This is a genomic window from Hydrococcus rivularis NIES-593 (assembly GCF_001904635.1).
Taxonomy (GTDB): domain Bacteria; phylum Cyanobacteriota; class Cyanobacteriia; order Cyanobacteriales; family Microcystaceae; genus Hydrococcus; species Hydrococcus rivularis.
In genome coordinates this window covers 1-22,427 of record NZ_MRCB01000044.1, presented here as the reverse complement: position 1 = coordinate 22,427, position 22,427 = coordinate 1, and the positions used below count along the sequence as shown (strand labels likewise).

Genomic DNA, 22,427 nt, shown 5'->3' with positions numbered 1-22,427 from the left:
AACAGTAAAAATGAGGAAATAACTATAGATTTGTCTTATTGCCCTAGACTAATAGTCAATAGGTAAACAATTATTAGCGATCGCGATATTTTGGAACTTTTAAGCATCTTAAACTGTCTCCTTTTGTTAAACTGATACAAAACGTATCCACTCCTCTGAGCACATCGCACGCCAGACTGCATGGTTCATATCAAGCGCGTGGAACTGTCCCACTTTAAATCTTTTGGCGGGACGACCTCGGTTCCTTTACTGCCTGGATTCACTGTTATTTCCGGTCCCAACGGTTCCGGTAAATCGAATATCCTAGACGCGCTACTATTTTGTCTGGGTTTGGCTACATCAAAAGGAATGCGTGCCGAACGTCTCCCCGATCTAGTCAATCACAACCACAGCAACAATCGCAACACGGCTGAAACTAGCGTCTCCGTTACCTTCGATTTATCGGATTTATCAGAGATAGAGAGGGAACGCGAAACGCCCCTACAAAATTCAAGAGTAGAGACAAACGGTCGCGCGCCCGTACAAGAAGCACGAGAAAACCACAACGGATACCTACTAACTAATAATGAATGGACCGTTACCAGACGCTTGCGAGTCGCCAAGGGAGGAACTTATGCTTCTACCTTTTATATCAACGGCGAACCCTGTAGCGTTAGCGAACTTCACGAACAACTGAATCGCCTGCGCATTTATCCCGAAGGTTACAACGTCGTCCTACAAGGAGACGTTACCCGCATCATTACCATGAACTCGCGCGAGAGGCGAGAAATTATTGACGAACTGGCGGGAGTTGCTGAATTCGATCGCAAAATCGAGAAAACCAAAGAAACCCTAGAATCGGTTCGAGAACGAGAAGAACGCTATCGATTGATTGAAGAAGAATTGTTGCGATCGCTCGAACGTTTGACAGCCGATCGCACCAAAGCAGAAAAATACAAGAAATTAAAAGCGACAATTCAGGAAAAACAACAGTGGGAGACGGTTTTAATCTGGCGATCGCTACAAGAACAAGAACGGCAATTACAAGCGCAACTTGTCGCAGGAGAAACGGAGAAAGTCCAGCTTAGCGAACAACTTAACGCACTGGCAACCCAAATTAGCCAAGCCACAAGCGAACTCGATCGCCTCAATAGCCAAGTCAAAGCATTGGGAGAAGACGAACAACTCTCCGTCGCCTCCCAACTGGCAACGCACAAAGCCAAACGCTATCAACTCCAACAGCGACGGCAGGAATTAGAAACGCAGGCGCAACAGACGCAAGCCAACATCGATCGCGCCAGCAGCGAAATCGAACAATATCGGCAAACCTTAGCCCACCTCACCCAAGAAAAAACCCAACTAGAGGAAGAAACCATTCCCTCTCTAATTAAACAACGCGATCGAGCCAGGGAAACCCTGCAAAAAAGCCGAGAACGGGCAAACGCGATCGCAGAGGCTTCCGAAGCGTGGGTGCAGGAACAAACCTCCCTCAGCCGCAAAATCAGTGCCATCCAAGAAACACTCAATCCCCAACGAACCGAACACGCCAAACTAAGCGAACGCTGCGATCGACTACAAAAAACCCTAGAAGAACAAAGCCAGCGCCTGCAAGTCACCGAACAGGAACTATTTACTAAACAGGCAGATGTTGCTAACCTATCTACTCAAGTTACCGACTCACAACAACAGATTCAAACCCTAGCCCAACAATTAGCCGCCGCCGAACAAGAACGCAGCATCGAGCAAGATACCCAAACCCGTTTGCTAAAAGAACAACGGGAAAAACAACGCCAACTCGATAAATTAGAAGCAGCCAAACAAGCCCAACAAGAAATCCAAGGAACCTATGCCACTCAGATAATTTTACAATCCGAACTGGCTGGAGTTTGCGGTCTAGTTGCCCAACTCGGACAAGTCAATCCCCGCTATCAGTTGGCATTAGAAATTGCAGCAGGTGGACGGTTGGGTTATGTTGTGGTTGAGGATGACAGCGTAGCAGCAGCGGGCATCGAATTACTCAAACAAAAACGGGCAGGACGCGCCACCTTTCTCCCTCTCAATAAAATTCAGCCCCCTCGTTTTAATGAAACGATAGCCATGCGGTATGCCAGAGGCTTTATTGACTTAGCCGTCAATTTAGTCGAGTGCGACTCTCGCTATCGCAATATTTTTCTCTATATTTTTGGAAGTACCGTTGTCTTTGAAACCCTCAATGATGCGCGTCCTCACTTAGGAAAACATCGTATAGTCACCTTAGAAGGAGATCTTCTCGAATCCAGCGGCGCGATGACGGGCGGAAGCAAACCGACTCGATCTTCCATTCATTTTGGCACGCCCACCAGTGGAGAGTCAGAAGAAGTTCAAGTCCTCAGACAGCGTTTAGTAGAAATCGAACAGCTTTTATCGCGCACCGAACAACTTTCTTGGCAAAACACATCGCACCTCAAGCAATTGACACAAGAATTAACAGAAGCGCGACAAAAAGGAAAAGAACAGCAGCTACGGCTAGAACAGTTGCACAAAGACATTCAGCGTTTAACTGCTCAACGAGAAGAATTAACGCTGCAAGTGCAGCAAAATCGTCAGGAACTTGAAAATGTGTACAATTGTACACAAATTTTATCGGCAGAAATCCCCGTTCTGGAAGCAGAATTACAACAGCAACAGCGTCGTTTAGACGAATTAGAACAGTCGCAGACTCACAGCGAATGGCAACAAATCCAGAATTCGATTAAAATCCAAGAAGTTCGAGTACAAGAAAGAGAACAAGCATTACGCTATGCAGAAAGCGAATTAAAAGACTTTCACAATAAATATCAACGGATAGAAGAAAAAATTACTGAATCTTACCATCGGATAGAAGAGTATCAACAACAGAAGTCAGAAGTCAGAAGTCAGAAATCGGAAGTTGAAAATGAGATTGTAGCAATTGAGGCACAAATTGCTGAAACTGAAGAGTTATTACAACAACTATCAGAGCGATTGGGAGAGACTAAAATAGAACGCGATCGCGCTGAAACTGCTTTAAGAGAATTGCAAAATCGACAACAGAATCTCTCCTGGAAATTACAAAAACTTCAGGAAACCCAACAAGAAAGACAAGCCTCTCTTGAAAGCTTACAAGTACAAATTCAAACACAACAAGCAGAACTTCCCGATCCCTTACCCGAAGTTCCCCTTCTAGAAAATTTAGCAGAAGGTGAAGAAAAGAAAACAATCACTCAGATACTAGAACAACTCCAACAAGAAATTCGCAACGCCCAAAAGCGCCTCGAAGCAATGGAACCCGTTAATATGCTGGCGCTAGAAGAACACGAACGAACTCAGAAAAGATTGCAGGAATTATCAGAGAAATTATCCACTTTGGAAGCAGAAAGAACGGAATTATTATTACGGATAGAAAACTTTACGACTTTGCGTTATCGTTCTTTTAAAGAAGCCTTCGATGCCGTCAATGAAAACTTTAAAAGTATTTTTGCTACGCTCTCTGATGGAGATGGTTATTTACAATTAGATGACCCAGAAAATCCCTTTAATGGCGGATTAAACCTCGTTGCTCATCCCAAAGGAAAACCCGTACAAAGATTGAGTTCCATGTCAGGGGGAGAGAAATCTTTAACTGCTCTCAGCTTCATTTTTTCGCTCCAAAGATATCGTCCCTCGCCATTTTATGCCTTTGATGAAGTGGACATGTTTTTAGATGGGGCGAATGTAGAAAAATTATCGAAAATGATTCGACATCAAGCCAAACAAGCACAGTTTATTGTTGTTAGTTTGCGTCGTCCGATGATTGAATCTTCAGAGCGTACTATTGGCGTGACGCAAGCGAGAGGTGCTTATACTCAAGTTTTGGGAATTAAATTGTAATTCATCGCAGCACTAAGAATTGTAAGTCCAGGTTTTCCAAAGTGCGATCGCGCCTATTCATGCTTATTTAATTAATAATAGCTTGCTGGAGCAATGTCTTCAGGAATGTTAATCTCTGGATTTTTTATCTTTTAAGGACTTAAACTTGAGATCGATAAAAAGTTTAATCATGTCTTATGTTTCGAGTGTTGGTTTCGATTCGATTGAGAAGGTCAATAACTGCAATAATCGGCTGGGTTACTATATAGTTGGCGAGACATAAATATGTAACAGTAACTAAAAAAACTACTCCTACTCTATTGAATAGAAACGAGCTATAGAAATATGCAATAAAAATTGCAGCAATATAACCTAATAATTGAATAAATTTGAGAATTTTAACAAATCGAGAATACATACTTACAAACTCCGGTTATTGATTAGTAATAAAGTTATCTATCCAACCTTGTATCTCGCGAACCAACCAGATACATTCTTGCTCAGTCAAGTCCCAATTTAATTGGTAGCTGCGCTTAGTACGGATAACGATCGCCCAAGTAGAGGCAATCTTAGCGCGATCGCTCGAATGTCCAATAATGGAAATAAATCGGATATTTGAAATTTTGTCCATTGTCCTACTAGGGAAGCCAGATGGTTGCATCCAGAGTTCAAAACGATCGCTTTGCGCGTCAAAGGAAAGAACTTCCGTACTCTTTTTCTTTGATGTTGTACGATGCATAGGGGACATAAGGATAAGCAAAATCAAAAAAGCATATAAAAAACCTCCCGATACCAAAAACACAACTGCGATCGCGTACAGGATTAAGACGACTAGACAACTATGACCTTCTGTATTCCACTTATATCGATGAATTTCTAATACTTCTTGAGACTTCTTTACTACCGCTACGCGAGACGCAAGTGGTCTTATTCCTTTCCCAGCTAGAGAACAGAGTGTATTAACGCGACTTCCCCGTTCGAGTGCGCGGGTTGCTTCGCGAGCAGTTGTAAAACGTTTCTTCAGGGCAGGCTCGATCGAAGTCTCAAGCCAACTCCTGAAACTGGGATTGAGATTTACGCGATCGCTAAAGTGAATTCGCAAGTCTCGTTGTGGTAACTCAGCAGAAGAAATGCCCGTAACCAGGTGAATCAAAGTAGTTCCCAAAGCATAAAGATCGGAGGCAGGTACTGCTCGCCCGCTAAATTGCTCTGGCGGCATATATCCGTAGGTTCCGACCACGGTTATAGTGCCTCCTTCCCTGGCAGCCAAGGTTTGGACTGAACCGAAATCAACTAGGTAAACTCGACCGACACTATTGCCAGAGCGATCGCCCAACAGAATATTGCTAGGTTTGATATCTCGGTGAATTACAGGAGGTTGTCTGCCGTGCAAGTCATTTAAAATTTCGAGCAAGGACTTAGCCAACTCCTTAACTTCTCGTTCGCTGAAGGTTCGACCTGCCTTAAGATGCTGTTCGAGGGATTTCGCTGCAATGTAAGTCTGAACCAGTGCAAATCCCTTCAGGTTAGGTTCGTTGAGATCGAAGAAATCTAGATAGCGAGGGATTGCCGGATGGTCGAGCGCTTTAAGGGTTTCAGCTTCCCGCTCAAACAGCTTCAGGTCATCCCATTCAAAATCGTTGCTAAAGGTTAGCAGTTTGATGACGACGAATTCTAGCCTTTGCCGATCCCAAGCCAGCAGGGTACGCCGCCCAGCTTTTTTACCGAGTTGTTGGTAAATTTCGTAGCGTTCTTGCAATATTTGCCTTGTTTCAAACACAAAATCGTCCTCTCAATATTTGCAAGCTTGGTTAGTCGATCGCCAGCTCGATCGCTTGAGGCGATTACCAACTGCTTCCCTCACCGCCGCCACCGCTACTACCCCCACCAAAATCACCGCCGCTAGAGCCGCCACTACTATAGTTGCTACTGCTAGAACTGCTGCCAATATACCTGCCACCTCGATAACTGCGGCGACCTTTATTGCTACGCCAAATTACTACTAGACATAATCCCCAGAAACCAGCAAATAACAAAAGTTACCAAGGAAACTTTAATTGCTTGCTTAGAGAAGGATCTAGGGCAACAATTATGGCTCTCGTACCAACTAGCGTCCCACTATCAAAGTTGCCTTGTTTGAATTGCGGTGTAATTTCAGTGTCAATAATGCGACCAACTTTAGCATCGGGCAGAATCCCTTCAATGCCGTAACCCGTCTCAATTTCTACTCGGCGATCGCCCTTTGAAATCAAAAACAAGACTCCATTATCGCGATCGGCTTTGCCTATACCCCAGTAATTGAATAGTGCCGTTGCAAACTCCTTGGGAGAAGCAGCAGGCGCTGTTTCTGGAACTGTTACCACTGCGATTTCTGCACTATTGTTTGCCTCTAACTCAGAAATCATCTGATTGAGTTGAGCTTCCGTCTTGGGAGTAAGAATATCTGCCATATCCGTCACCCATCCACCATTAGTTTGTCGGGGATTGGGCACCTCTTGAACCGTTAAAGCTTGACTGGGAAGAGAAGATAGAACAACCAAAGATAAGGAACTGAGGAAAATGGCAGCTTGAGGTTTGAATGTTAATGCTTTCATGGAATTAGCCTCCTTAAAAATTACCAACTGCCTCCCCCACCACCACCAAAACTGCTCTTATAGTCGCCACTGTAATTGCTGTAATCACTATTGGAACTGCTACTGGAATTGTTGCACAATGACTGCTTGCAAAAGTCTCAACAACCATCTAGAAAGCGATCGCTAAGCGCCTACATTACGGAACTAACATTGAAACAGTATGAGTTGCTCGGTTCACTCCTGCTCCCAGAAGCAGCTACAGATAGACCCCGCACTGTAGATCTGATGTCAGTCATTCAAAAAATTCTGTTTATCTTGGTGAATGGTTGTGCGTGGCGACTGCTACCAAAAGAATATTCACCCGACTCAACAGTCTATTACTACTACAACTACTTGTAAGAAAAGAGCAGCACTCATCTTCAAATTCACAACAAATCTCCTATCCAAGCAGGACGATTCTATCTGTTAAGTCACCTAGGGTAGTACCACTGCTTGGAATTTCTGATAAAGACGTAACCCCTTCTACAGTAGCAATTAAGTCTCCACCCGATGTGGAAATATTTAAATTCCCGTTAACTGCCTCAAGTTGATACATTCTCACTGAACTACCACCTAGGCTGATTGTGTCCATACCAGGTTCAAAATTCTGAATTAAAGCGTAATCAGCATTGCCGTTATCATCGTAAAAAGTTTCTGGTAGAATGCCAGTTTGAGATCCAAGAAAAAATCTGTCCCTTCCCGCTCCACTAATTAGGGTATCAACATCCCCAGCCCCAAGCTCTCTACTAGAGAATTCAAGCCTACCTTCTGCGTTTAATACAGGGTTGATGACATCAATTCCAGTAATCGTAGTATTCGCACCCAAGCCAGTGATGGTGTCATTCCCCGTGGTTCCAGTGAAGTAGCCTCTACGGTTTGCTTCAAATTGTCCGAACTGGATGTAGTGTTGTACGCCAGAGCTAAAAGCTCCAGCCGCAACTGCTGACGCCACATCAGGGTATAGCGCCAAGTAAGCTTGCTCGTCGAAAGCACCAGGAGAACGACGTTCAGCTTCTCCAATCTGGATATAGTGTTGCAACCCAGATCTAAAGCTGCCTGCACTTACGGCTGCCGCGACATCAGAGTATTTTTGTAAGTAAACTTGTTCGTTATAGTAGGGTGAAACGGAAACCCTGCCTTCTGCTAGTCCATACTGCTCGAAGTGCTGTCGTTCAGAGCTAAAAGCTCCAGCATTAACAGCCGCTTGTACATCAGGGTTATTTGCAAGGTAATAATTTTCATCAAAGATGGCAAAACTCATATTTTTCTCCAAAAAATTGGGTGATTTTGTCTGACAAGGTGACAACCAGTTAAAAGCAAGCCGCGTAGGGATTTAACTTTCAAATGGTGTAGTAATTGATGACCCAACGAAAAGCGATCGCAGGTTAAAAATCATCTCCACTACCACTGCCACCGCTATCACCACCGCCAAAATCGCTACCGGAACTGCTGCTGTAATCGCTACTAGAGCTGTTGTTATAGAACATGTAGCTGTTGTGGCTGCTACCACGCCTTCTGAGACGACGAGCGGAGCTTGCATCAGCGATAAGTAGCGCAAACCCCAAAATTATCAGGAAGAGGAGAAACATTCCCATATTTATTACTCCTATGTCTTCTTGGTCTAAATCTATAAACACCGTTGAGTTAACGGTTTATGCTGAGTGTCGGTAAATCTGTCAATAGCAGACTGTAGCAGAGCGACAGGCGATCGCATGCCGCTTTCTTACTCGTTCGACGCACGAAAATACAGTCAGAACAATACTCTCACTTGAATTGATTGCTTCTCACTAATGTGAGTTACTAATAAGATTACTAATAGATTATAGAATCTCGATTGGTATGTCAAGCGCTGAGTTGCTTATGTGAGACAGGCAGCCTTGAAGCCGATCGGTCGATACTTTTGAAATCAACTTTTCTACAAATAGGCTAGAATGGCAAGCCGGGGTGCCAATCTCACTTATGCGAGTATAAAATAATCAAAAGTAAAGTCTCTTTTAGCGATCGCTGAATGGATAATGCTTTGCCTCGCCCCTAACTACTAACCAATAACCAATAACTGTTTTGTGATTTCCCAAGATTTTTTGAAAGCTATAGCACCCGATCGCGGCATATCCGATAGCGAACTCGAAGCTTTATTACTGGCGATCGAGGGTCACTCTACCTCTGATATTGCCAAGCAGCTCGGAATTAGAGAGGAAGCAGTCCGCAAGCGACTAGGAGAAGTTTACAAAAAATTTCATATTACCGGATTTGGTCCGGGGAAATTGGCGAAATTGCAGCAGTTGCTTGTTTCCCTTTACCAAGAACATCAGATGCGATCGCGCGAGCAACGCGAACCTGGAGAGAAGAACGCTCGCTCTTACCAGGATTGGGAAGAAGTGCCAACCGTCTCCGCTTTCTACGGACGCACCCAAGAATTAGCAGCGCTAGAGCAGTGGATCGTCAAGGATCGCTGCCGATTAGTTGCACTGCTGGGAATAGGAGGGATAGGCAAGACGACGCTAACAGCAAAGCTAGTCAAGCAAATTCAGGGAGAGTTTCAGTTTATCATTTGGCGATCGCTGCGTCGCACGCCACCAATTAACGAATTTTTAGATGACCTGCTTTTATGTTTTCCCCACCAGAAAACCGATATACCTAGCAATACAGACAGTAAAATCTCACGAGCGATCGAGCAATTACGTTCTTCACGCTGTCTGCTGATTCTCGATGATGTAGAAGCAATTCTCAACAAAGGAATCGCTGGGCACTATCGAGAAGGATATGAAAGCTATGGAGAGCTTATAAGACGCTTGGGAGAAAAACCCCATCAAAGCTGCATTTTAATTCTTAGTTTGGAGAAACCTAAAGAAGTTGCTTTACTCGAACGAGAAAATTTACCTGCTCGTTCCTTACAACTATCGGGTTTGAAAGCGCCTGAAGCAAGAGAAATTTTGAAGTCGAAGGGTTTACCTGAAGATAGCGAATGGGACACCCTAATTAAACTCTACAGAGGCAATCCCTTAGCGTTAAAAATCATTGCGACAACCATTCAAGAGTTTTTTGCTGGCAGCGTAACTGAATTTTTGCAGTACAACACCTTAGTGATTGGCGATATTAGTGACTTTCTAGAGCAACAATTCGATCGCCTTTCAGAGCTAGAAAAGGATATTATGTATTGTCTCGCGATCGCTCAAGAACCAATTTCGCTGCCGAAATTACGGGAGCAGTTTTTTTTACCCGTTTCCCCGTCGGGATTACTAGAGGCACTCGAATCCCTAAGACAGCGATCGCTGATTGAAAAAGGACAAGATAGTGCTACTGGTTTTACTTTACAACCCGTGATTATGGAATTCGTAACCAATCGATTAGTCGAGCAAGTCTGCGAAGAGATCGCCACGCAAAAACTCGATAAAATTCAACTTCTCAGAAATCAGATCTTATTCGAGATTCCAGCGCAAAATACCTTGAAAAACCTTGAAACAAGACCTATTGTTACCCGGATTAAAAATCGATTATTTACTATGTTTAGGAATGAAAAACTTATTGAAGCTAAATTGAGCGAAATTCAATCATTGCTACAAGATAAATCTCCCTTAGAAATTGGATATGTAGACAACAACGTGCGCTATTTGCTAGAACAATTTAAATCTAAGTTAACCTCGCCTCTTAAGGAAGAACAGCTATAAATTGACCATCATGTAGATCTGAAAGACCTGAGATGATAAGTTTGTCTCCTCCATTTAGTCCTGAGATAACTGAATAATCGGTGCCTTGTAAATTTCCTAATCTGACCGCTCTTTGTCTAGCTACTAACTTAACCTCCCCTTGTGGAGATTTTATTTGCTCGACTACAAAAACAAAAGGTTGCCCTCCAATGCGAATCACAGATATTGCTGGGATTAACACTCCAGGTTTACGACTCCAGATTACTCTTGCCCTCACGAACTGCCCATTTCTCAAGTTGCTGACGGAATTATTAGCGATCTTGGCTTTTATCGGAATTAAATTTTTTATTCCATCAACCCTGGGTAAAATAAAACTAATTGAACCATCAGCTACTTTTTTATTTTGCCCGCCATCTCTTTCTATGGGAAGTCCCAATTGCAATTGAGAAGAAAACTCACTGGGAACATTAATTTTTAGGTTCAACAATTGATTATTAACAATATTATTTATCGGATTGTCTGTACGAACAAACTCCCCAAGATTCACAACAATATCATCAACAATACCATCAATTGAAGCTGTGATTTTAATTCGATCGTCCATTTAAATAATAGGAGTTCCAGCACTAACTTTGTCTCCAGATGACACAAATATTTTATTAATTAAACCTTGATTTTTAGCGCGAATAACTGCTTTTTTTATGCTTCTAAGCTGCCTGTAAATACTGAAATTTCTTCAACTATACTCCTTTTTATAGTCTGTACTTTTACTGAAGTAGTCGGAAGTGTATTTTCACAAGCAAAAGTTACTTTAGAAAGAAACCGAGAAGAATTGTACCGAGCAAATTACGGATTAATGAATTGTTTAGAGACATAATAAATAAGAAATGACTAGACATTATTAAATTTTAGCTTCGAGCCAGGGCAAACGTATCATTAGTTGGTTAGTTAGGGCACTATCGAAAATAAAATAAGAATTATGAGCTACTGTATTAACCCCAACTGCCCAATTCGCGACAACCCCGATAACGTAGAGCATTGCATAACCTGCGGCAATCTCTTATGCGTTGCCAATCGTTATTGGCTGGTTAAACCTTTGCGCGACCTCCATCACTCTCCCTATCTGGAAGTTTTTGAAGTACGCGATCGCGAAGCTCAAACATCAAAAGTCCTCAAATCTTTAAAGTGTAACCTGTCCAAATATAGGGAATTATTCGAGCAAGAAGCACAAATTTTAATCGAACTCAATCATTCAGGAATTCTCAAAACACAACCCAGCGAATTTTTCACTGTCGAACTCAATAACGGTCAGCGATTGCCTTGTTTAGTGATGGAGTTCGTGGAGGGACAGGATTTAGAAAAATGGGTGCAAAAAAATGGTTCTATTTCTCAAAATTTAGCCCTTGAATGGCTCAAACAACTCACAGAAATTTTGGCTTACGTACACCAGCATAATTTCTTCCACCGAGATATTAAACCGTCCAATATTATGCGAAAACCCAATGGGCAACTCGTTTTAATTGACTTTGGAACGGCAAGAGAAGTCACGACGACAGTAGTTGAAGGCAGAGAAGTCACGGCAGTTTATTCTCATGGCTATACTGCCCCAGAACAAATTGAAGGGAAAGCGGTTCCGAAATCGGATTTTTTTTCACTCGGATGTACGTTTGTTTATCTGCTAACAGGCAAACATCCTCAAGAATTCAACGACTCGCAAACCAGACAATTAAATTGGCGAGACAGCATACCAGATATTTCGGAGTTACTAACCAATTTTATTGATGAATTAAGGGCTTCAGACGTAGAAAATCGCCCTCAGAATACCCAAGCAATTTTGCAACGGATAGAGCAAATCGATCGCTCGCTGTCTCACTCAGATGACCTACCCGTAACCGAACTCCCCCTACCCCCGCAACCTTCTCGTTTACCTTGGCTTGCAATTAGCATCGGATTGACCATAAGCAGTATCTTGTTAGGTGTTTGGATAGGAAGAAATATCGATAGGTGGTTCGCGCCAGCGATTTCCCTCTCTCAACCCTGTGCTTCGCCTGCCGACGATATCAGCGCGATCGCTTTTAGCCCGAATGGGAAGTTTCTAGCCACAGTCAGTTTGGACAAAACCGTTCGAGTATTGGCGATCGAGGAAACTAAGAGCGAGGAAGTAGGGTGCAAGGAACATCAGGACGGCGTAGTAGCCGTCCAATTCAGCCCCGATGGGACAAAATTTGCTACGGCGAGTTTGGATTCGACTGTAGGCTTAGGAAAAATAAATTCTAACGGTAGCATCAGCAGCTTTAAAAGGTTACAGCAAAACAATAATTCTTTTCCCGCAGTCGCGATCGCCTTTAGCCCAGATGCAAAGTATCTAGCTACTGCCAGTGCCGACGGCACCGTACAAGTTTGGGACGCGAAGCAGGCAAAAGAAATCGCCTTGCTCAAACCGAAGATTTACGTCAAAAACATCAGCTTCAGCCGAGATGGCAAGTATTTAGCCACCGCCAGCTTGAACGACAAAGTAAGGGTGTGGGAGTGGCAAGCACACAGCTACGACCAAAAAACGATATCGCTGCCAGCAGAAAATGTCACAGACGTTGCTTTCAGTCCGATGGATGAGAATTATCTATCAGTGGCAAGCGCTGATGGGACAGTGCGAATTTGGGATATGACTAAAAACGAGGAAGTTGCATGTCTTAAAGACAAGGCTTATGTAATGGCTATTAGCTTTAGCCCAGATGGGAGATATTTAGCCGCAGTTAGTTTGAATAACGAAGCAAGGATCTGGGAATGGAAAAAGTATCGCGATGGTCAAAATCTTACCCGCCAGCTCAAGGGGGTAGCGATCGCTGTCTTTAGCCCCAAGGATGGGAAATACCTGGCTACTATTAATTCCGATGGTACGGCACGAGTAAGAGAGACAGACGGCGCACTCAATCGGCGCATAGCGGACGCAAATCTCCTAGAAGCGGTTGCCTTCAACCCAGCGGATGAAAATTCCCTAGCCCTAGCTAGGATCGACGGTACTATAGAAATCCAACAATGGTCAGTGCAAAGCCAGTAAGGTCGTTGGCAGCTCGCGTTAATTTGAGTCTAACTAACATTCGTAGTTTCGCAGTTAAATTTTCCAGTCGTTAGTAACTGCCGAGTTTCTGCTGCTGCGTCTTTCATCGCTTGTTGCGGACTCGGATACCCTTTTTTATCGGCATTGAGAGCCGCACTGAGATGGTTTTGTAAAATACACGATGCTTGGGCATATTCAGGAATGCGCGGACGTGTCACCAAATAGTTATCGATCGCATTTAGTAGTTCTGGAAAGTGACTGTAGCGAGCAACAATTTTTGGCTCAAAAAACAGCTTTCGACGGCTTGGTAGCGATTCGTATCCCAATGTAAACTGACGCTGGATGGCAGCGCTGGTAAAAAACTCGATCGCTTCTAGGGCTTCTTGCTTATATTTTGACGCTTTGGCAATTCCTAAGCTCCAACCACCCATACAGGCACCGCTGCTCTTTCCCGGTGCATGTACCATTGGTTGAATGGCAATCTTGCCACTGACATTAGATTCCGATCCGTGAGCGTCAACCCAGACATTGGGCCAATTACGCATGAAAGCAGCTTTACCTTCCTCGAACAGATCGCTGGTAGGCTCTTCTTCTTGAGAAGTGAGATCTGGCGGCGAAATTCCCTTGGCAAGCGTGTCGCGTAAAAACTCGACTGCTTGGATGGCTTCTGGGCGATCGAGTCCTACTTCTCCATCTTCAATCCAAAAACCGCCGTAGCCTTTAAGAACTTCAACAAACATAGCTGATAGTGCTTCAGTGTGTCTACCCTGCCACAGATAACCCCAGTCAACCTTTTGTCTTGCCTGCAACGCCTGGGAAATTTGCTTCAAATCCTCAAACGTTTCTGGCGGCAAGTATCCTGCTTCATCGAGCAAATCTTTGCGGTAGTAAAGTACGCCTACGTTAGTGCGAAAGGGAATGCTATATAGCTTGCCGTTATAGATTCCACTCTCGACATCGCTATGCAAAAATTCGTTTTCTAATCCCTCAAGCGAAAACTTGTTAGAAAGATCTATCAGCCATCCTGCCTTGGCAAACTCCACAACCCAGATACTATCTAGGTAAATCAGATCGAAAGATGGCAACTCTTCCTTGAAGGCGGATATATGAATGGATCTTAACTGATTGGTATCGTTTGGCTTTCTTGAGAAACTATTCTCAAAATTTTTGAGGTCAATCCGAATATTCTGATGCTTGTTCTCGAATTCCTCGATTAGGGGGAGCCAATAGTCAGCTTCAGGCTGTGGCACCATGAAAGATAGCGCGATCGACCCAGCAGTACAGGCAGAAAGCAATTTAATACTTAACCAAAAGATAAAAAGCAGACTCAAAATTAGGGGTAAGCCAAATCGCTGCGGAAATTTTGGCTGCTTGCCAACTTTCATGGTCAAAACTACGAGACTGTCGAAATGATTTGTTCTGTTTTATTTCATATAAGTCTATCTAAAATATTCGTTAGAGATTTTAAAAAGAGCATTAATACATCTATCCCAATTTTGAATCGTCTCGATCGCGCGATCGTTTTTTCGATAACTTTTACAAAACTTTATAAAATTACTAAGTATTGCAACACCGATTCAAAATTGATTTCCGATCCTGGTAAAAGATATATAACATCAAGACTTTTAAAGATTAACACAGGAGAAATCATTTGATGTATTCTACTTTATTGCTTGCTGCTGCATCTACGGTTCCTCAGACTGTAGAATGGAGTCCGAAAGTTGCCATTGTCATGATCGTTTGTAATATATTAGCGATCGCTTTTGGCAAATTCACCATTAAAAATCAAAACGTAGGACCTCAGTTACCTTCTCCAGCAATGTTTGGTGGAATGGGTTTAGGAGCTTTACTAGGAACTACTAGCTTTGGTCATATTTTGGGAGTTGGGGTAATCCTAGGACTAGCAAACGCAGGAGTGCTATAGAAGAGTTAGCATAGCTTATCTAATTTAAGTGGCGGTTGGGGATTGGTAAGAAGGTGATTGGTAATCGAGAAACTCTTTCATGACTAATTCCTAATTATTAATCTCCAATCGTCTTTTGCGCTCTTCAAAGAGAGAATCTTGCTTATAAATCGTTTCAACTTTTGCTCGTTCTTGGTTATTGAAAACGGGTAATTAATAGAATTAGGAAGGCAATCTTCTGCAAATTCGTTTTCCGAACGAACATCAATCATTTCACTGTACCAAAACTGAGGTTAATTAATCCATGCAGCTCAAACACCCCACGAATATGATGGATTTTTTTCGCAAAAGCGAGGGAGTTTGGTTCTCCCAGCGAACGGTTCATCACTTTGATTCAGTGGAAGATGAGTCGGGGGAATCGAACTTAATTGTCGAGGTTCTCGAAAAAGACGATCCCAGAGCGATTGCTATCTGCAAGCAACAAAATTTCGATCCCGCCTTAATTGCTGGCGGAGCTAGCTTTTCATGGCAAAGCAATATCGACGAGCGCGAACCTAATCCAGAGTATGCGGCGATTTTAGTCGATCTTCCCGATCCCGAAAACAATCGCTACGGAAAATTTTTGCGCAACCGAGGCTATGTGGAAGGAATTCCCGTCGTTGGCATTTATCACTTTGACGAACATGGCGTTTTGACGATTAACACCGAATACGAAAGAAACCAGGGACAGGAACGATGCTGGTTTGTCAATGATGATTTTCGCGTGCGCGTCATGACGGTCAAGATGATGAATGGCGTTAATCAGATGGCGTATTGTTCTGAACGCCGTTGTGTTTCCCAGTCCATGTTAGAAAAAATGCTCGATGCCAATCGCCTCAGAGCTACCAGTTAACTCAAACGAGTCATATCTTGTGACAGTTACCAGTCAGAAGTTGGCTGGTTGACTTCTGACTTCTGAGTGTCAGGTTTATAAATTTTGTTTATTTATTAGTATCTGTCTCTTTATTCGTTTTTATTTCTGGCAAGTAGTCGGGTTTTTTCACATCTTCCCAACCCACGGGTCGCTTGGAATTGTACCACGCGATCGAACCGATAGTAACGGCAGCAATAAAACCAATCACGTAAACGGCAACAAAATAAACGGGAAATTTGCCGCTAGCCTCAGCAGCTTGCATGAATACGGACATCATTCTCTTATTTTAATCTAACTTTACAATAGATTAGCAAAAATTGTACTCAGAATTTTATTATTTTCTAATCGTTTTGGAATTGTGGCTTAGTCAAGATTGAGAGGACAGCCTGAAAATCTCGATTGCCTTTTAGGTCATAGGTAGCAGCGATCGCGAAATTGTTCTCGCTTGCACAAGTATGGTACGATGTAGCGGAATTTCCCTAGCATTACTGTTTGTATTTATCAAAACATCCACCGAGACAGCAACGGCTGCCATAAGTGCCGTTACTCTAAGTCAAGTCCACTCCGCGATCGTATGATTTCTATGTCAGCAAACCAAACAAAAGATATACAAAATCCGAGCGATTAACTTATACATATTGAAAGATGAAATCGCAATGGAATCCTAAATTCTAAACTTGTAAAAAAACTTAACAAAGCGAAAAAAGAAATTATAATAGGAGGCAATTCACTGACTTCTGACAGACAATTAATTGAGAATTTTTAGATAAGTTTGGGTTGAACAAACAAATTGTGGAGAGTAGATGAAAGCTGTCAATATCCTTAACACATCCATTCATAACTTATCGAGGTTGGAGCTTTTAGAAAAACTCAATCGCTCTGGCGGTGTTGTCGTCACCCCCAACGTCGATCATTTGATGAAGCTGCGCAAAGACCCCGAACTGCGCGCCGCCTATCAAAAGGCAGATTTTCGAGTCTGCGATAGTAAGATTATTCAGTACGCATCTATCTTTTTGGGTCAACCCATTCGCGAAAAAATTTCTGGCTCCGATTTTTTTCCAGCTTTCTATGAATACAATAAGCACAACCCAGAGATTAAGATCTTCTTGCTAGGTGCTCGAGAAGGAATCGCCAAACAAGCCAAAGAAAAAATTAATCAAAAAGTCGGACGAGAAATTATTGTTGGTTATTATTCGCCTTCAATCGGTTTTGAGAAAAACGAAGAAGAATGCCAGAAAATTCTGGAATTGATTAGAAAATCGGGAGCAACTGTTGTCGCCGTTGGTTTAGGCGCTCCCAAACAGGAAAAGTGGATCTCTAAGTATAGAGAGCAACTAAAAACTATTAAAATTTTTCTGGCAATTGGGGCAACAATTGATTTTGAAGCCGGTTATAAGCCGCGATCGCCCAAATGGATGAGCGAAGTAGGATTGGAGTGGTTCTATCGACTGATCTGCGAACCCAGACGCTTGTGGAAAAGGTATCTGCTCGAAGGCATTCCTTTTTTCGGGTTAATCATTAAGCAAAAGTTCATGGCTAAACCTATTATTCCTAGCTTATCCTTTATTTCCCCCCGCAAGAAGTTTAGTAATTCTAAATAAACTATGGGCAAAGGCGGTGAAAAATTGAGGATTCCCGAGCTTAACCCGAAATTAAAGATTAATAATGCCTAATCAAAGACGGATGAAGAGACTGTCTTATAAGTTGGAATGTCCCTTGTGTCGGCAGCGATTATGGCATCTAGGAAGTCCGAGATATCACCTCCAGGATTCTTGGCTCGAAGAGTTTTTTGTGAAAAACACGACAGAATGTGGATGCGGCTGTCGAGGGATGTTAACAACAAAATAGCGGTCGTTTGAGCCAGCCGAGAGGACTGGACGGACATCGTTGAAACCGAGTAGTGCTTAGGATTTTGAATAGTGACTTCCAGTATTGACGATCGCTCGCTCGTCGGTTTGAGCCTTGTCTGGTTCGGGATCGCGTTCCGTTTTCCGCCACATTGTTTGAGGGCGAACTAGAAAGGCAAAATAGAGAGGAATTTTCCAAAGTAAATAAAATGGCATCGCCAGAAGGGCAGTTGCTGGAATCTCTGCCCAACTAAACTTAGCCCAAGCGCCAAGAATTGAGGCAGCAATTATCAGTCCTGCCACTCCTAAAATGAATAAAGGAAGCCATGAGGCGCCGAGAAAAGCTGCCAGCAATGCGCTGCCAGTCGCTGCCAACCACAGCATGACCAACAAAGACAAGGGCGGAATGCACAATTCCAAGGTCAGCGCCAGCAATTCGTAACGCCTCTGAGCGATCGCAGCTCGAATCAGACGCGGTGTTTGAGTTAATAAGGTCTCTAAGTGTACGTGTTCCCAACGAGAACGCTGACGCTTGGCAGATGCTTGTCCCATTAAGCGTCCCATCACTTGCCCTTGAGGGCAATACAAGGGAGGATGACCAGCTAAAGCTAAATCGATGCCTAGCTGTATGTCATCTGTTGCCTTGCTATTGGCTAAAGACACTAGGCGAATCACTTGCCAAGGAAATGCCATGCCCGATCCGGTCAGCAAACAGGGAAATCCTAATCTTAGTAACCCGTAGGGACGAACGAGATTTTTGACCGTGACTGCTAAGGTGGAAATAATGTCCTTCGAGCCAGGATTAGCAGGTTGTTCCATTAAGTAGGTTGCTTGTATGGGTCTATTAGAGAATTTAGCAAGCCGAGCAATTCGACCGATCGTCCCTTGAGCAACACTACAGTCTGCATCGACTAAGATAACTATCTCTGGAGGATTGACTTCGAGGTGCTGCAAGCCATAATCGAGGGCATAGCCTTTCCCCCATCGCTGGGAATCTTGTCTTTCAATCACCGTTACGCCGTATTGTCGAGCGATCGCCGCCGTATCGTCGGTGCAGTTGTCGGCGATAACAACGATGCTTTCTGGCGCGGCAACTTGAGGCAAGAGAGTTTCTAAAGTCTTCTCTATGCTTGCAGCTTCGTTGTGAGCGGGAACTAACACGGCTGTTTTAACATCAGGGGCAGCGCTGTTGCCGGGGTCGGCGAGATCGGTTTTAAGCGTGCTGCGTTGTGCGCGATCGCTTAACAAGGCTGCCAAGCATTCAAGTCCTAGAAAAGCACAAGGAATCGAAAGTCCGAGCGCTATTGCTAGTAGAATGATTTCAACCAACAAGATCATAATTTTAGAGCGATTGGGTTGTCATAGTTAAAGATATAAAGATATCTTGTTTTTTGAGACTACAACAACCTTTTCTCAGTTGCGTATTTCATAGATTTATTCAATCTATCACGTTAATAGCAATAGAAAAGGTAAGAACGGCCCGGACAATCGCCCATACCAATTCCAGCCAACAGCAAGAGGCGAGCGATCGCGATTTCAACAGCGTTCTTTACTCGGCTATTTTCTCCACGTTACCAGCTTTGACCCAACCTTCTTGAGTGCCATCGAGAAGGCGGACTTTTTGCCATTGCTTATCGATGCTGTCTTGAAGGACGATCAGTTCGGCATTATAATCGACTCCGCCAACCCGTTTGGCTTCGCGACTGGGTTCCGATCGCAAGCTCAAGCCTTCAGACCAAGTAACTCGCGCTTTGTAAGCACCAGCCGGTAACTCGTCTTGCTGGTCTTCTTGGACTTGTCGATCGGAAGAGTCTGGAGAGGAGCTTTCTGCAACGGTGGGTTGTTGGGGTTGGGTTGCGGCAGTGTTTTCTTGCTTCTCTTCAGCAAAAATGGGTTTGGGAGGATTAGCGCTCATTTTAGTAAAGAAAACGTAGGCAGCCGCAGTCGTTCCTCCTGCCAGAACGAGAATACCTAAAAAGAAACCGATTAGAAATTGGAAAATATTTGCTATGCGTCTCACGATCGCTAACTCCAACAAAATCGTCTAGTTTTGGCTTTTTAATTGAGTTGCCCCTGGATGCGATGGCTCAAACGACTAGCCCTAGAAGCAAGACGAGCCTTGCCAGCATCTGCCCAGTTTTGAAGGAACTGGATTTGTTCTTGTGCCGTCCGCGCCAAGGGAATAATCTGACTGGCAGCTTCTAGAATGTCATCGGTGGTAAAATCCCGATTTTGACTGAAACCGATGTGCATGGCTTCAATTAGCGTTTGCTCAATTTCTGCCCCGGAGAAATCTGGCGTTTCATAGGCAAGTCGTTTGATATCGTAATTTTTGAGATTGTGGGGACGCAGCCGAGATAAATGGACGGTAAAAATGGCTTCTCGTTCCTCTTGCGATGGCAAACCGACAAAAAAGATTTCGTCAAAGCGTCCTTTGCGGAGCATTTCTGGAGGCAACGCCTGAATATTATTGGCAGTAGCCACTACGAAGACGGGCGATTTCTTGTCGGCTAACCAATTGATAAATGTACCAAAAACGCGACTCGTCGTACCGCCATCGCCTCTTCCATCAACGCCAGCAAAGGCTTTATCGATTTCGTCAATCCAGAGTACGCAGGGAGCAAGGGCTTCTGCTAGACCGATCATCTGCCTAGTGCGAGATTCCGATTCTCCTACCAGTCCGCCGAAAAGACGACCCACATCCAAGCGAAGCAAGGGCAGGTGCCAGTGATGCGAGATGGCTTTAGCCGTTAGCGATTTGCCAGTACCTTGAATACCTACCAATAGCAGTCCTCTCGGATGGGGCAGACCATAGCTTCTTGCTCTGTCGCTAAATGCCCCGCCGCGCCGCAGCAGCCAATCTTTCAAGTTATCCAAACCGCCAATGTCAGAGATTTGCTCGGTGGCCGGATAGAAATCTAAAATTTGTGTTTGTCGGATCGATTGCCGCTTCTCTTCTAGGATCAGTTCTACGTCTTCTGCTTCAATGCTTCCATGACTGGCAATGCATCGAGTCAGGACGCGGCGAATTCGTTCGAGAGATAATCCTTGGGCAGAACGAACTAGCTCGTCTAGTAGTTTATCGGAGAGAGGCTGTCCGATGGAAGTGAGAAGGCGTAGGGTTTCTTCTCGGATTTCAGCTGCGGTAGGCAGGGGAAAATCGACGACGGTAAGAACTTCGGTTAACTCTGCGGGAATCTCCAGCTGTGGAGAGACGATGATAATATTTTTGGGCTGAGATTTTAATTTTCTAGCTAAATTGCGAAGTTTGCGAGAGATGGAGATATCTTCTAAAAAACGATGAAAATCCCTTAAAATAAAAATTGCTCCGGCATTTGAGGGCAATTGTTCGGCAAATTCCAGGGCTTGTAGGGGATTGCGTCGTCCGACTCCTTCGTTATTTGGGTTGTCTTGATAGCCATCGACAAAGTCCCAGATATAGACGGCGCGATTGCCGAGGCGCTTGGCACAAGCTGCGATCGCGGCTTCGACTCGTTCTTCTTCTGGCGTTGGAATGTAAATCAGCGGATAGCAAGCTCTCAGCAGTAATTCAAACTCTTGACTAAAGCTCATTTTTTATTCGGTTATCAATTATCAGTTACCGATCGTCTCTATAAGCTGGTCGCGGTTTACTGGGTATTGTAAACTACCTCCTCCACATCAAAGTTTCCGAAAAGTTCTTGATTCGCCATTGATTAATCGTTAATCCTCATGATCCTCAAATGGGTCGTCCAACTGAGCAGACGGCGGACCAAAGGCAGTATAGATGGCTACACCAGTGATAGCCACTACAACTGCGCCAATCGTGATGATAAGAACTGTTGCAGAATCCATAGGTTTAATTAATTGTGAAGCTGATTCTTTTATAATATTACAGAACATTACAAATTATCATTTATATACGACCTTGGTGACTTATGGCACAACGCACTCGCTTGGGAGACATTCTAAGACCTTTAAATTCCGAGTACGGTAAAGTCGTTCCCGGTTGGGGAACCACGCCGCTCATGGGCGTTTTCATGCTCCTATTCCTTGTCTTTTTATTAATCATTCTGCAAATCTACAACTCTTCGCTGCTGCTTGAAGGGTTCTCCGTTGACTGGAGAAGCCTCGGTCAATAGATGGCGGTTGCCCAGGCAGTCAACACTTAGCAGTTCGCAACAGATAGAAAAAGACAAAAATTATCTTTCCCGGTTTATCCGGGTTTTTTTTCAGTACGATGCAAATAGAAAACCAACTAGGAGAACTGCTATGAACTTCTTCGGAATTGGACTTCCGGAAATGATATTAATTATGGTTATTGCCCTATTGATATTCGGTCCTAAGAAGTTGCCAGAAATCGGTCGAAGCGTGGGAAAAGCTATTCGCAGCTTTCAAGAAGCCTCTAAAGAATTCGAGAATGAGTTTAAGCGAGAAGCGCAACAGTTAGAAGAATCCGTCAAAATGAAAGCTCAGTTAGAGGAAGGCAAGCCATCGCAGCCTATTATGACTGAAGAAACTGATACCCAAAAGTCCCAAGTGTGAAGGATGGAACAAATTCTTTTTAGTCTTCACCCATGCTTGACGGCTGGAGTTTAGACTAACAAGAAAAAAGGGCAGCCAAAAATAGCTTGCCTTATCTC

The 22,427-nt window shown here is 43.7% G+C and carries 25 protein-coding genes; 10 read left to right on the top strand and 15 right to left on the bottom strand.

The window, feature by feature from the left end; translation table 11 throughout:
* Positions 1-180 precede the first annotated feature (180 nt).
* A complete protein-coding gene (gene smc, locus NIES593_RS21565; protein WP_073601547.1) occupies positions 181-3,846 on the top strand; it encodes a chromosome segregation protein SMC in 3,666 nt (1,221 codons plus the stop codon).
* Positions 3,847-4,258: 412 nt separating this feature from the next.
* On the opposite strand, the gene NIES593_RS21555 is transcribed toward smc, so the two are convergent.
* Complete coding sequence (locus tag NIES593_RS21555; RefSeq protein WP_073601545.1) at positions 4,259-5,605, bottom strand: serine/threonine protein kinase; 1,347 nt, start codon at positions 5,603-5,605, stop codon at positions 4,259-4,261.
* Positions 5,606-5,624: 19 nt separating this feature from the next.
* Between NIES593_RS21555 and NIES593_RS24410 the strand changes: the two genes are divergently transcribed.
* Positions 5,625-5,831, top strand: coding sequence for a hypothetical protein (locus NIES593_RS24410; protein WP_083602511.1), 207 nt, complete (start codon positions 5,625-5,627; stop codon positions 5,829-5,831).
* A 33-nt stretch (positions 5,832-5,864) separates the two neighbouring features.
* Here NIES593_RS24410 and NIES593_RS21550 read toward each other — a convergent pair whose 3' ends face one another.
* Positions 5,865-6,419, bottom strand: coding sequence for a TPM domain-containing protein (locus NIES593_RS21550; protein WP_083602510.1), 555 nt, complete (start codon positions 6,417-6,419; stop codon positions 5,865-5,867).
* Positions 6,420-6,509: 90 nt separating this feature from the next.
* Here NIES593_RS21550 and NIES593_RS21545 point away from each other — a divergent pair, with 90 nt between their 5' ends.
* The gene (locus tag NIES593_RS21545; protein WP_073601544.1) at positions 6,510-6,797 is read left to right on the top strand and encodes a transposase; all 288 of its coding nucleotides are present in this window, start codon (positions 6,510-6,512) and stop codon (positions 6,795-6,797) included.
* Positions 6,798-6,837: 40 nt separating this feature from the next.
* Here NIES593_RS21545 and NIES593_RS21540 read toward each other — a convergent pair whose 3' ends face one another.
* A complete protein-coding gene (locus tag NIES593_RS21540) occupies positions 6,838-7,698 on the bottom strand; it encodes a hypothetical protein (RefSeq protein WP_073601543.1) in 861 nt (286 codons plus the stop codon).
* A 72-nt stretch (positions 7,699-7,770) separates the two neighbouring features.
* Positions 7,771-7,977: a hypothetical protein gene (locus NIES593_RS23790; protein WP_139253776.1), complete on the bottom strand. Its 207-nt coding sequence runs from the start codon at positions 7,975-7,977 to the stop codon at positions 7,771-7,773.
* A gap of 541 nt (positions 7,978-8,518) precedes the next feature.
* Here NIES593_RS23790 and NIES593_RS21535 point away from each other — a divergent pair.
* Positions 8,519-10,105, top strand: a complete 1,587-nt coding sequence (locus NIES593_RS21535; protein WP_217651999.1) for an NB-ARC domain-containing protein — start codon at positions 8,519-8,521, stop codon at positions 10,103-10,105.
* Here the strand turns inward: NIES593_RS21535 and NIES593_RS21530 are convergent.
* Both NIES593_RS21530 and NIES593_RS25840 read right to left on the bottom strand, forming a co-directional pair.
* Positions 10,086-10,688, bottom strand: a complete 603-nt coding sequence (locus NIES593_RS21530) for an efflux RND transporter periplasmic adaptor subunit (RefSeq protein ID WP_073601541.1) — start codon at positions 10,686-10,688, stop codon at positions 10,086-10,088. The genes NIES593_RS21535 and NIES593_RS21530 overlap by 20 nt on opposite strands.
* Complete coding sequence (locus tag NIES593_RS25840) at positions 10,689-10,772, bottom strand: hypothetical protein (RefSeq protein ID WP_425432557.1); 84 nt, start codon at positions 10,770-10,772, stop codon at positions 10,689-10,691.
* A gap of 291 nt (positions 10,773-11,063) precedes the next feature.
* Here NIES593_RS25840 and NIES593_RS21525 point away from each other — a divergent pair, with 291 nt between their 5' ends.
* Positions 11,064-13,142 (top strand): serine/threonine-protein kinase, encoded by a 2,079-nt coding sequence (locus NIES593_RS21525; RefSeq protein ID WP_073601540.1) that lies wholly within the window; start codon positions 11,064-11,066, stop codon positions 13,140-13,142.
* Between the two features lie 29 nt (positions 13,143-13,171).
* Here NIES593_RS21525 and NIES593_RS21520 read toward each other — a convergent pair whose 3' ends face one another.
* Positions 13,172-14,527: an ABC transporter substrate-binding protein gene (locus NIES593_RS21520; protein ID WP_073601539.1), complete on the bottom strand. Its 1,356-nt coding sequence runs from the start codon at positions 14,525-14,527 to the stop codon at positions 13,172-13,174.
* A gap of 269 nt (positions 14,528-14,796) precedes the next feature.
* On the opposite strand from NIES593_RS21520, the gene psaK reads away from it, so the two are divergent.
* Complete coding sequence (gene psaK, locus NIES593_RS21515; protein ID WP_073601538.1) at positions 14,797-15,066, top strand: photosystem I reaction center subunit PsaK; 270 nt, start codon at positions 14,797-14,799, stop codon at positions 15,064-15,066.
* Between the two features lie 83 nt (positions 15,067-15,149).
* On the opposite strand, the gene NIES593_RS25835 is transcribed toward psaK, so the two are convergent.
* Positions 15,150-15,317 carry a rhodanese-like domain-containing protein gene (locus tag NIES593_RS25835; protein WP_139253774.1) on the bottom strand — a complete coding sequence of 56 codons (168 nt, stop codon included), beginning with the start codon at positions 15,315-15,317 and terminating at the stop codon, positions 15,150-15,152.
* Positions 15,318-15,349: 32 nt separating this feature from the next.
* Between NIES593_RS25835 and NIES593_RS21510 the strand changes: the two genes are divergently transcribed.
* Positions 15,350-15,937, top strand: coding sequence for a phycobiliprotein lyase (locus NIES593_RS21510; RefSeq protein ID WP_073601537.1), 588 nt, complete (start codon positions 15,350-15,352; stop codon positions 15,935-15,937).
* 88 nt (positions 15,938-16,025) lie between these two features.
* Here NIES593_RS21510 and psb35 read toward each other — a convergent pair whose 3' ends face one another.
* Complete coding sequence (gene psb35, locus NIES593_RS21505; protein WP_217651998.1) at positions 16,026-16,235, bottom strand: photosystem II assembly protein Psb35; 210 nt, start codon at positions 16,233-16,235, stop codon at positions 16,026-16,028.
* Positions 16,236-16,364: 129 nt separating this feature from the next.
* Positions 16,365-16,493: a hypothetical protein gene (locus NIES593_RS25355; RefSeq protein WP_281250781.1), complete on the bottom strand. Its 129-nt coding sequence runs from the start codon at positions 16,491-16,493 to the stop codon at positions 16,365-16,367.
* Between the two features lie 268 nt (positions 16,494-16,761).
* Between NIES593_RS25355 and NIES593_RS21500 the strand changes: the two genes are divergently transcribed.
* Positions 16,762-17,559, top strand: a complete 798-nt coding sequence (locus tag NIES593_RS21500) for a WecB/TagA/CpsF family glycosyltransferase (protein ID WP_073601535.1) — start codon at positions 16,762-16,764, stop codon at positions 17,557-17,559.
* 68 nt (positions 17,560-17,627) lie between these two features.
* Here the strand turns inward: NIES593_RS21500 and NIES593_RS23775 are convergent, their stop codons facing one another.
* From NIES593_RS23775 to psbN, 5 genes are all read right to left on the bottom strand, one after another.
* Entirely contained in the window at positions 17,628-17,843 is a 216-nt protein-coding gene (locus tag NIES593_RS23775; RefSeq protein WP_139253773.1) for a hypothetical protein, read from the bottom strand.
* A 19-nt stretch (positions 17,844-17,862) separates the two neighbouring features.
* A complete protein-coding gene (locus NIES593_RS21495) occupies positions 17,863-19,143 on the bottom strand; it encodes a glycosyltransferase family 2 protein (RefSeq protein WP_073601534.1) in 1,281 nt (426 codons plus the stop codon).
* A 211-nt stretch (positions 19,144-19,354) separates the two neighbouring features.
* Positions 19,355-19,825 carry an SH3 domain-containing protein gene (locus NIES593_RS21490; RefSeq protein ID WP_073601557.1) on the bottom strand — a complete coding sequence of 157 codons (471 nt, stop codon included), beginning with the start codon at positions 19,823-19,825 and terminating at the stop codon, positions 19,355-19,357.
* A 38-nt stretch (positions 19,826-19,863) separates the two neighbouring features.
* Positions 19,864-21,378, bottom strand: a complete 1,515-nt coding sequence (locus NIES593_RS21485; protein WP_073601533.1) for an AAA family ATPase — start codon at positions 21,376-21,378, stop codon at positions 19,864-19,866.
* Positions 21,379-21,507: 129 nt separating this feature from the next.
* Entirely contained in the window at positions 21,508-21,639 is a 132-nt protein-coding gene (gene psbN, locus NIES593_RS21480; protein ID WP_071880636.1) for a photosystem II reaction center protein PsbN, read from the bottom strand.
* Positions 21,640-21,722: 83 nt separating this feature from the next.
* On the opposite strand from psbN, the gene psbH reads away from it, so the two are divergent.
* Both psbH and NIES593_RS21470 read left to right on the top strand, forming a co-directional pair.
* Complete coding sequence (gene psbH / locus NIES593_RS21475) at positions 21,723-21,926, top strand: photosystem II reaction center phosphoprotein PsbH (protein ID WP_015142775.1); 204 nt, start codon at positions 21,723-21,725, stop codon at positions 21,924-21,926.
* Between the two features lie 130 nt (positions 21,927-22,056).
* The gene (locus NIES593_RS21470; RefSeq protein ID WP_073601532.1) at positions 22,057-22,329 is read left to right on the top strand and encodes a TatA/E family twin arginine-targeting protein translocase; all 273 of its coding nucleotides are present in this window, start codon (positions 22,057-22,059) and stop codon (positions 22,327-22,329) included.
* The last annotated feature ends 98 nt before the right edge of the window (positions 22,330-22,427 follow it).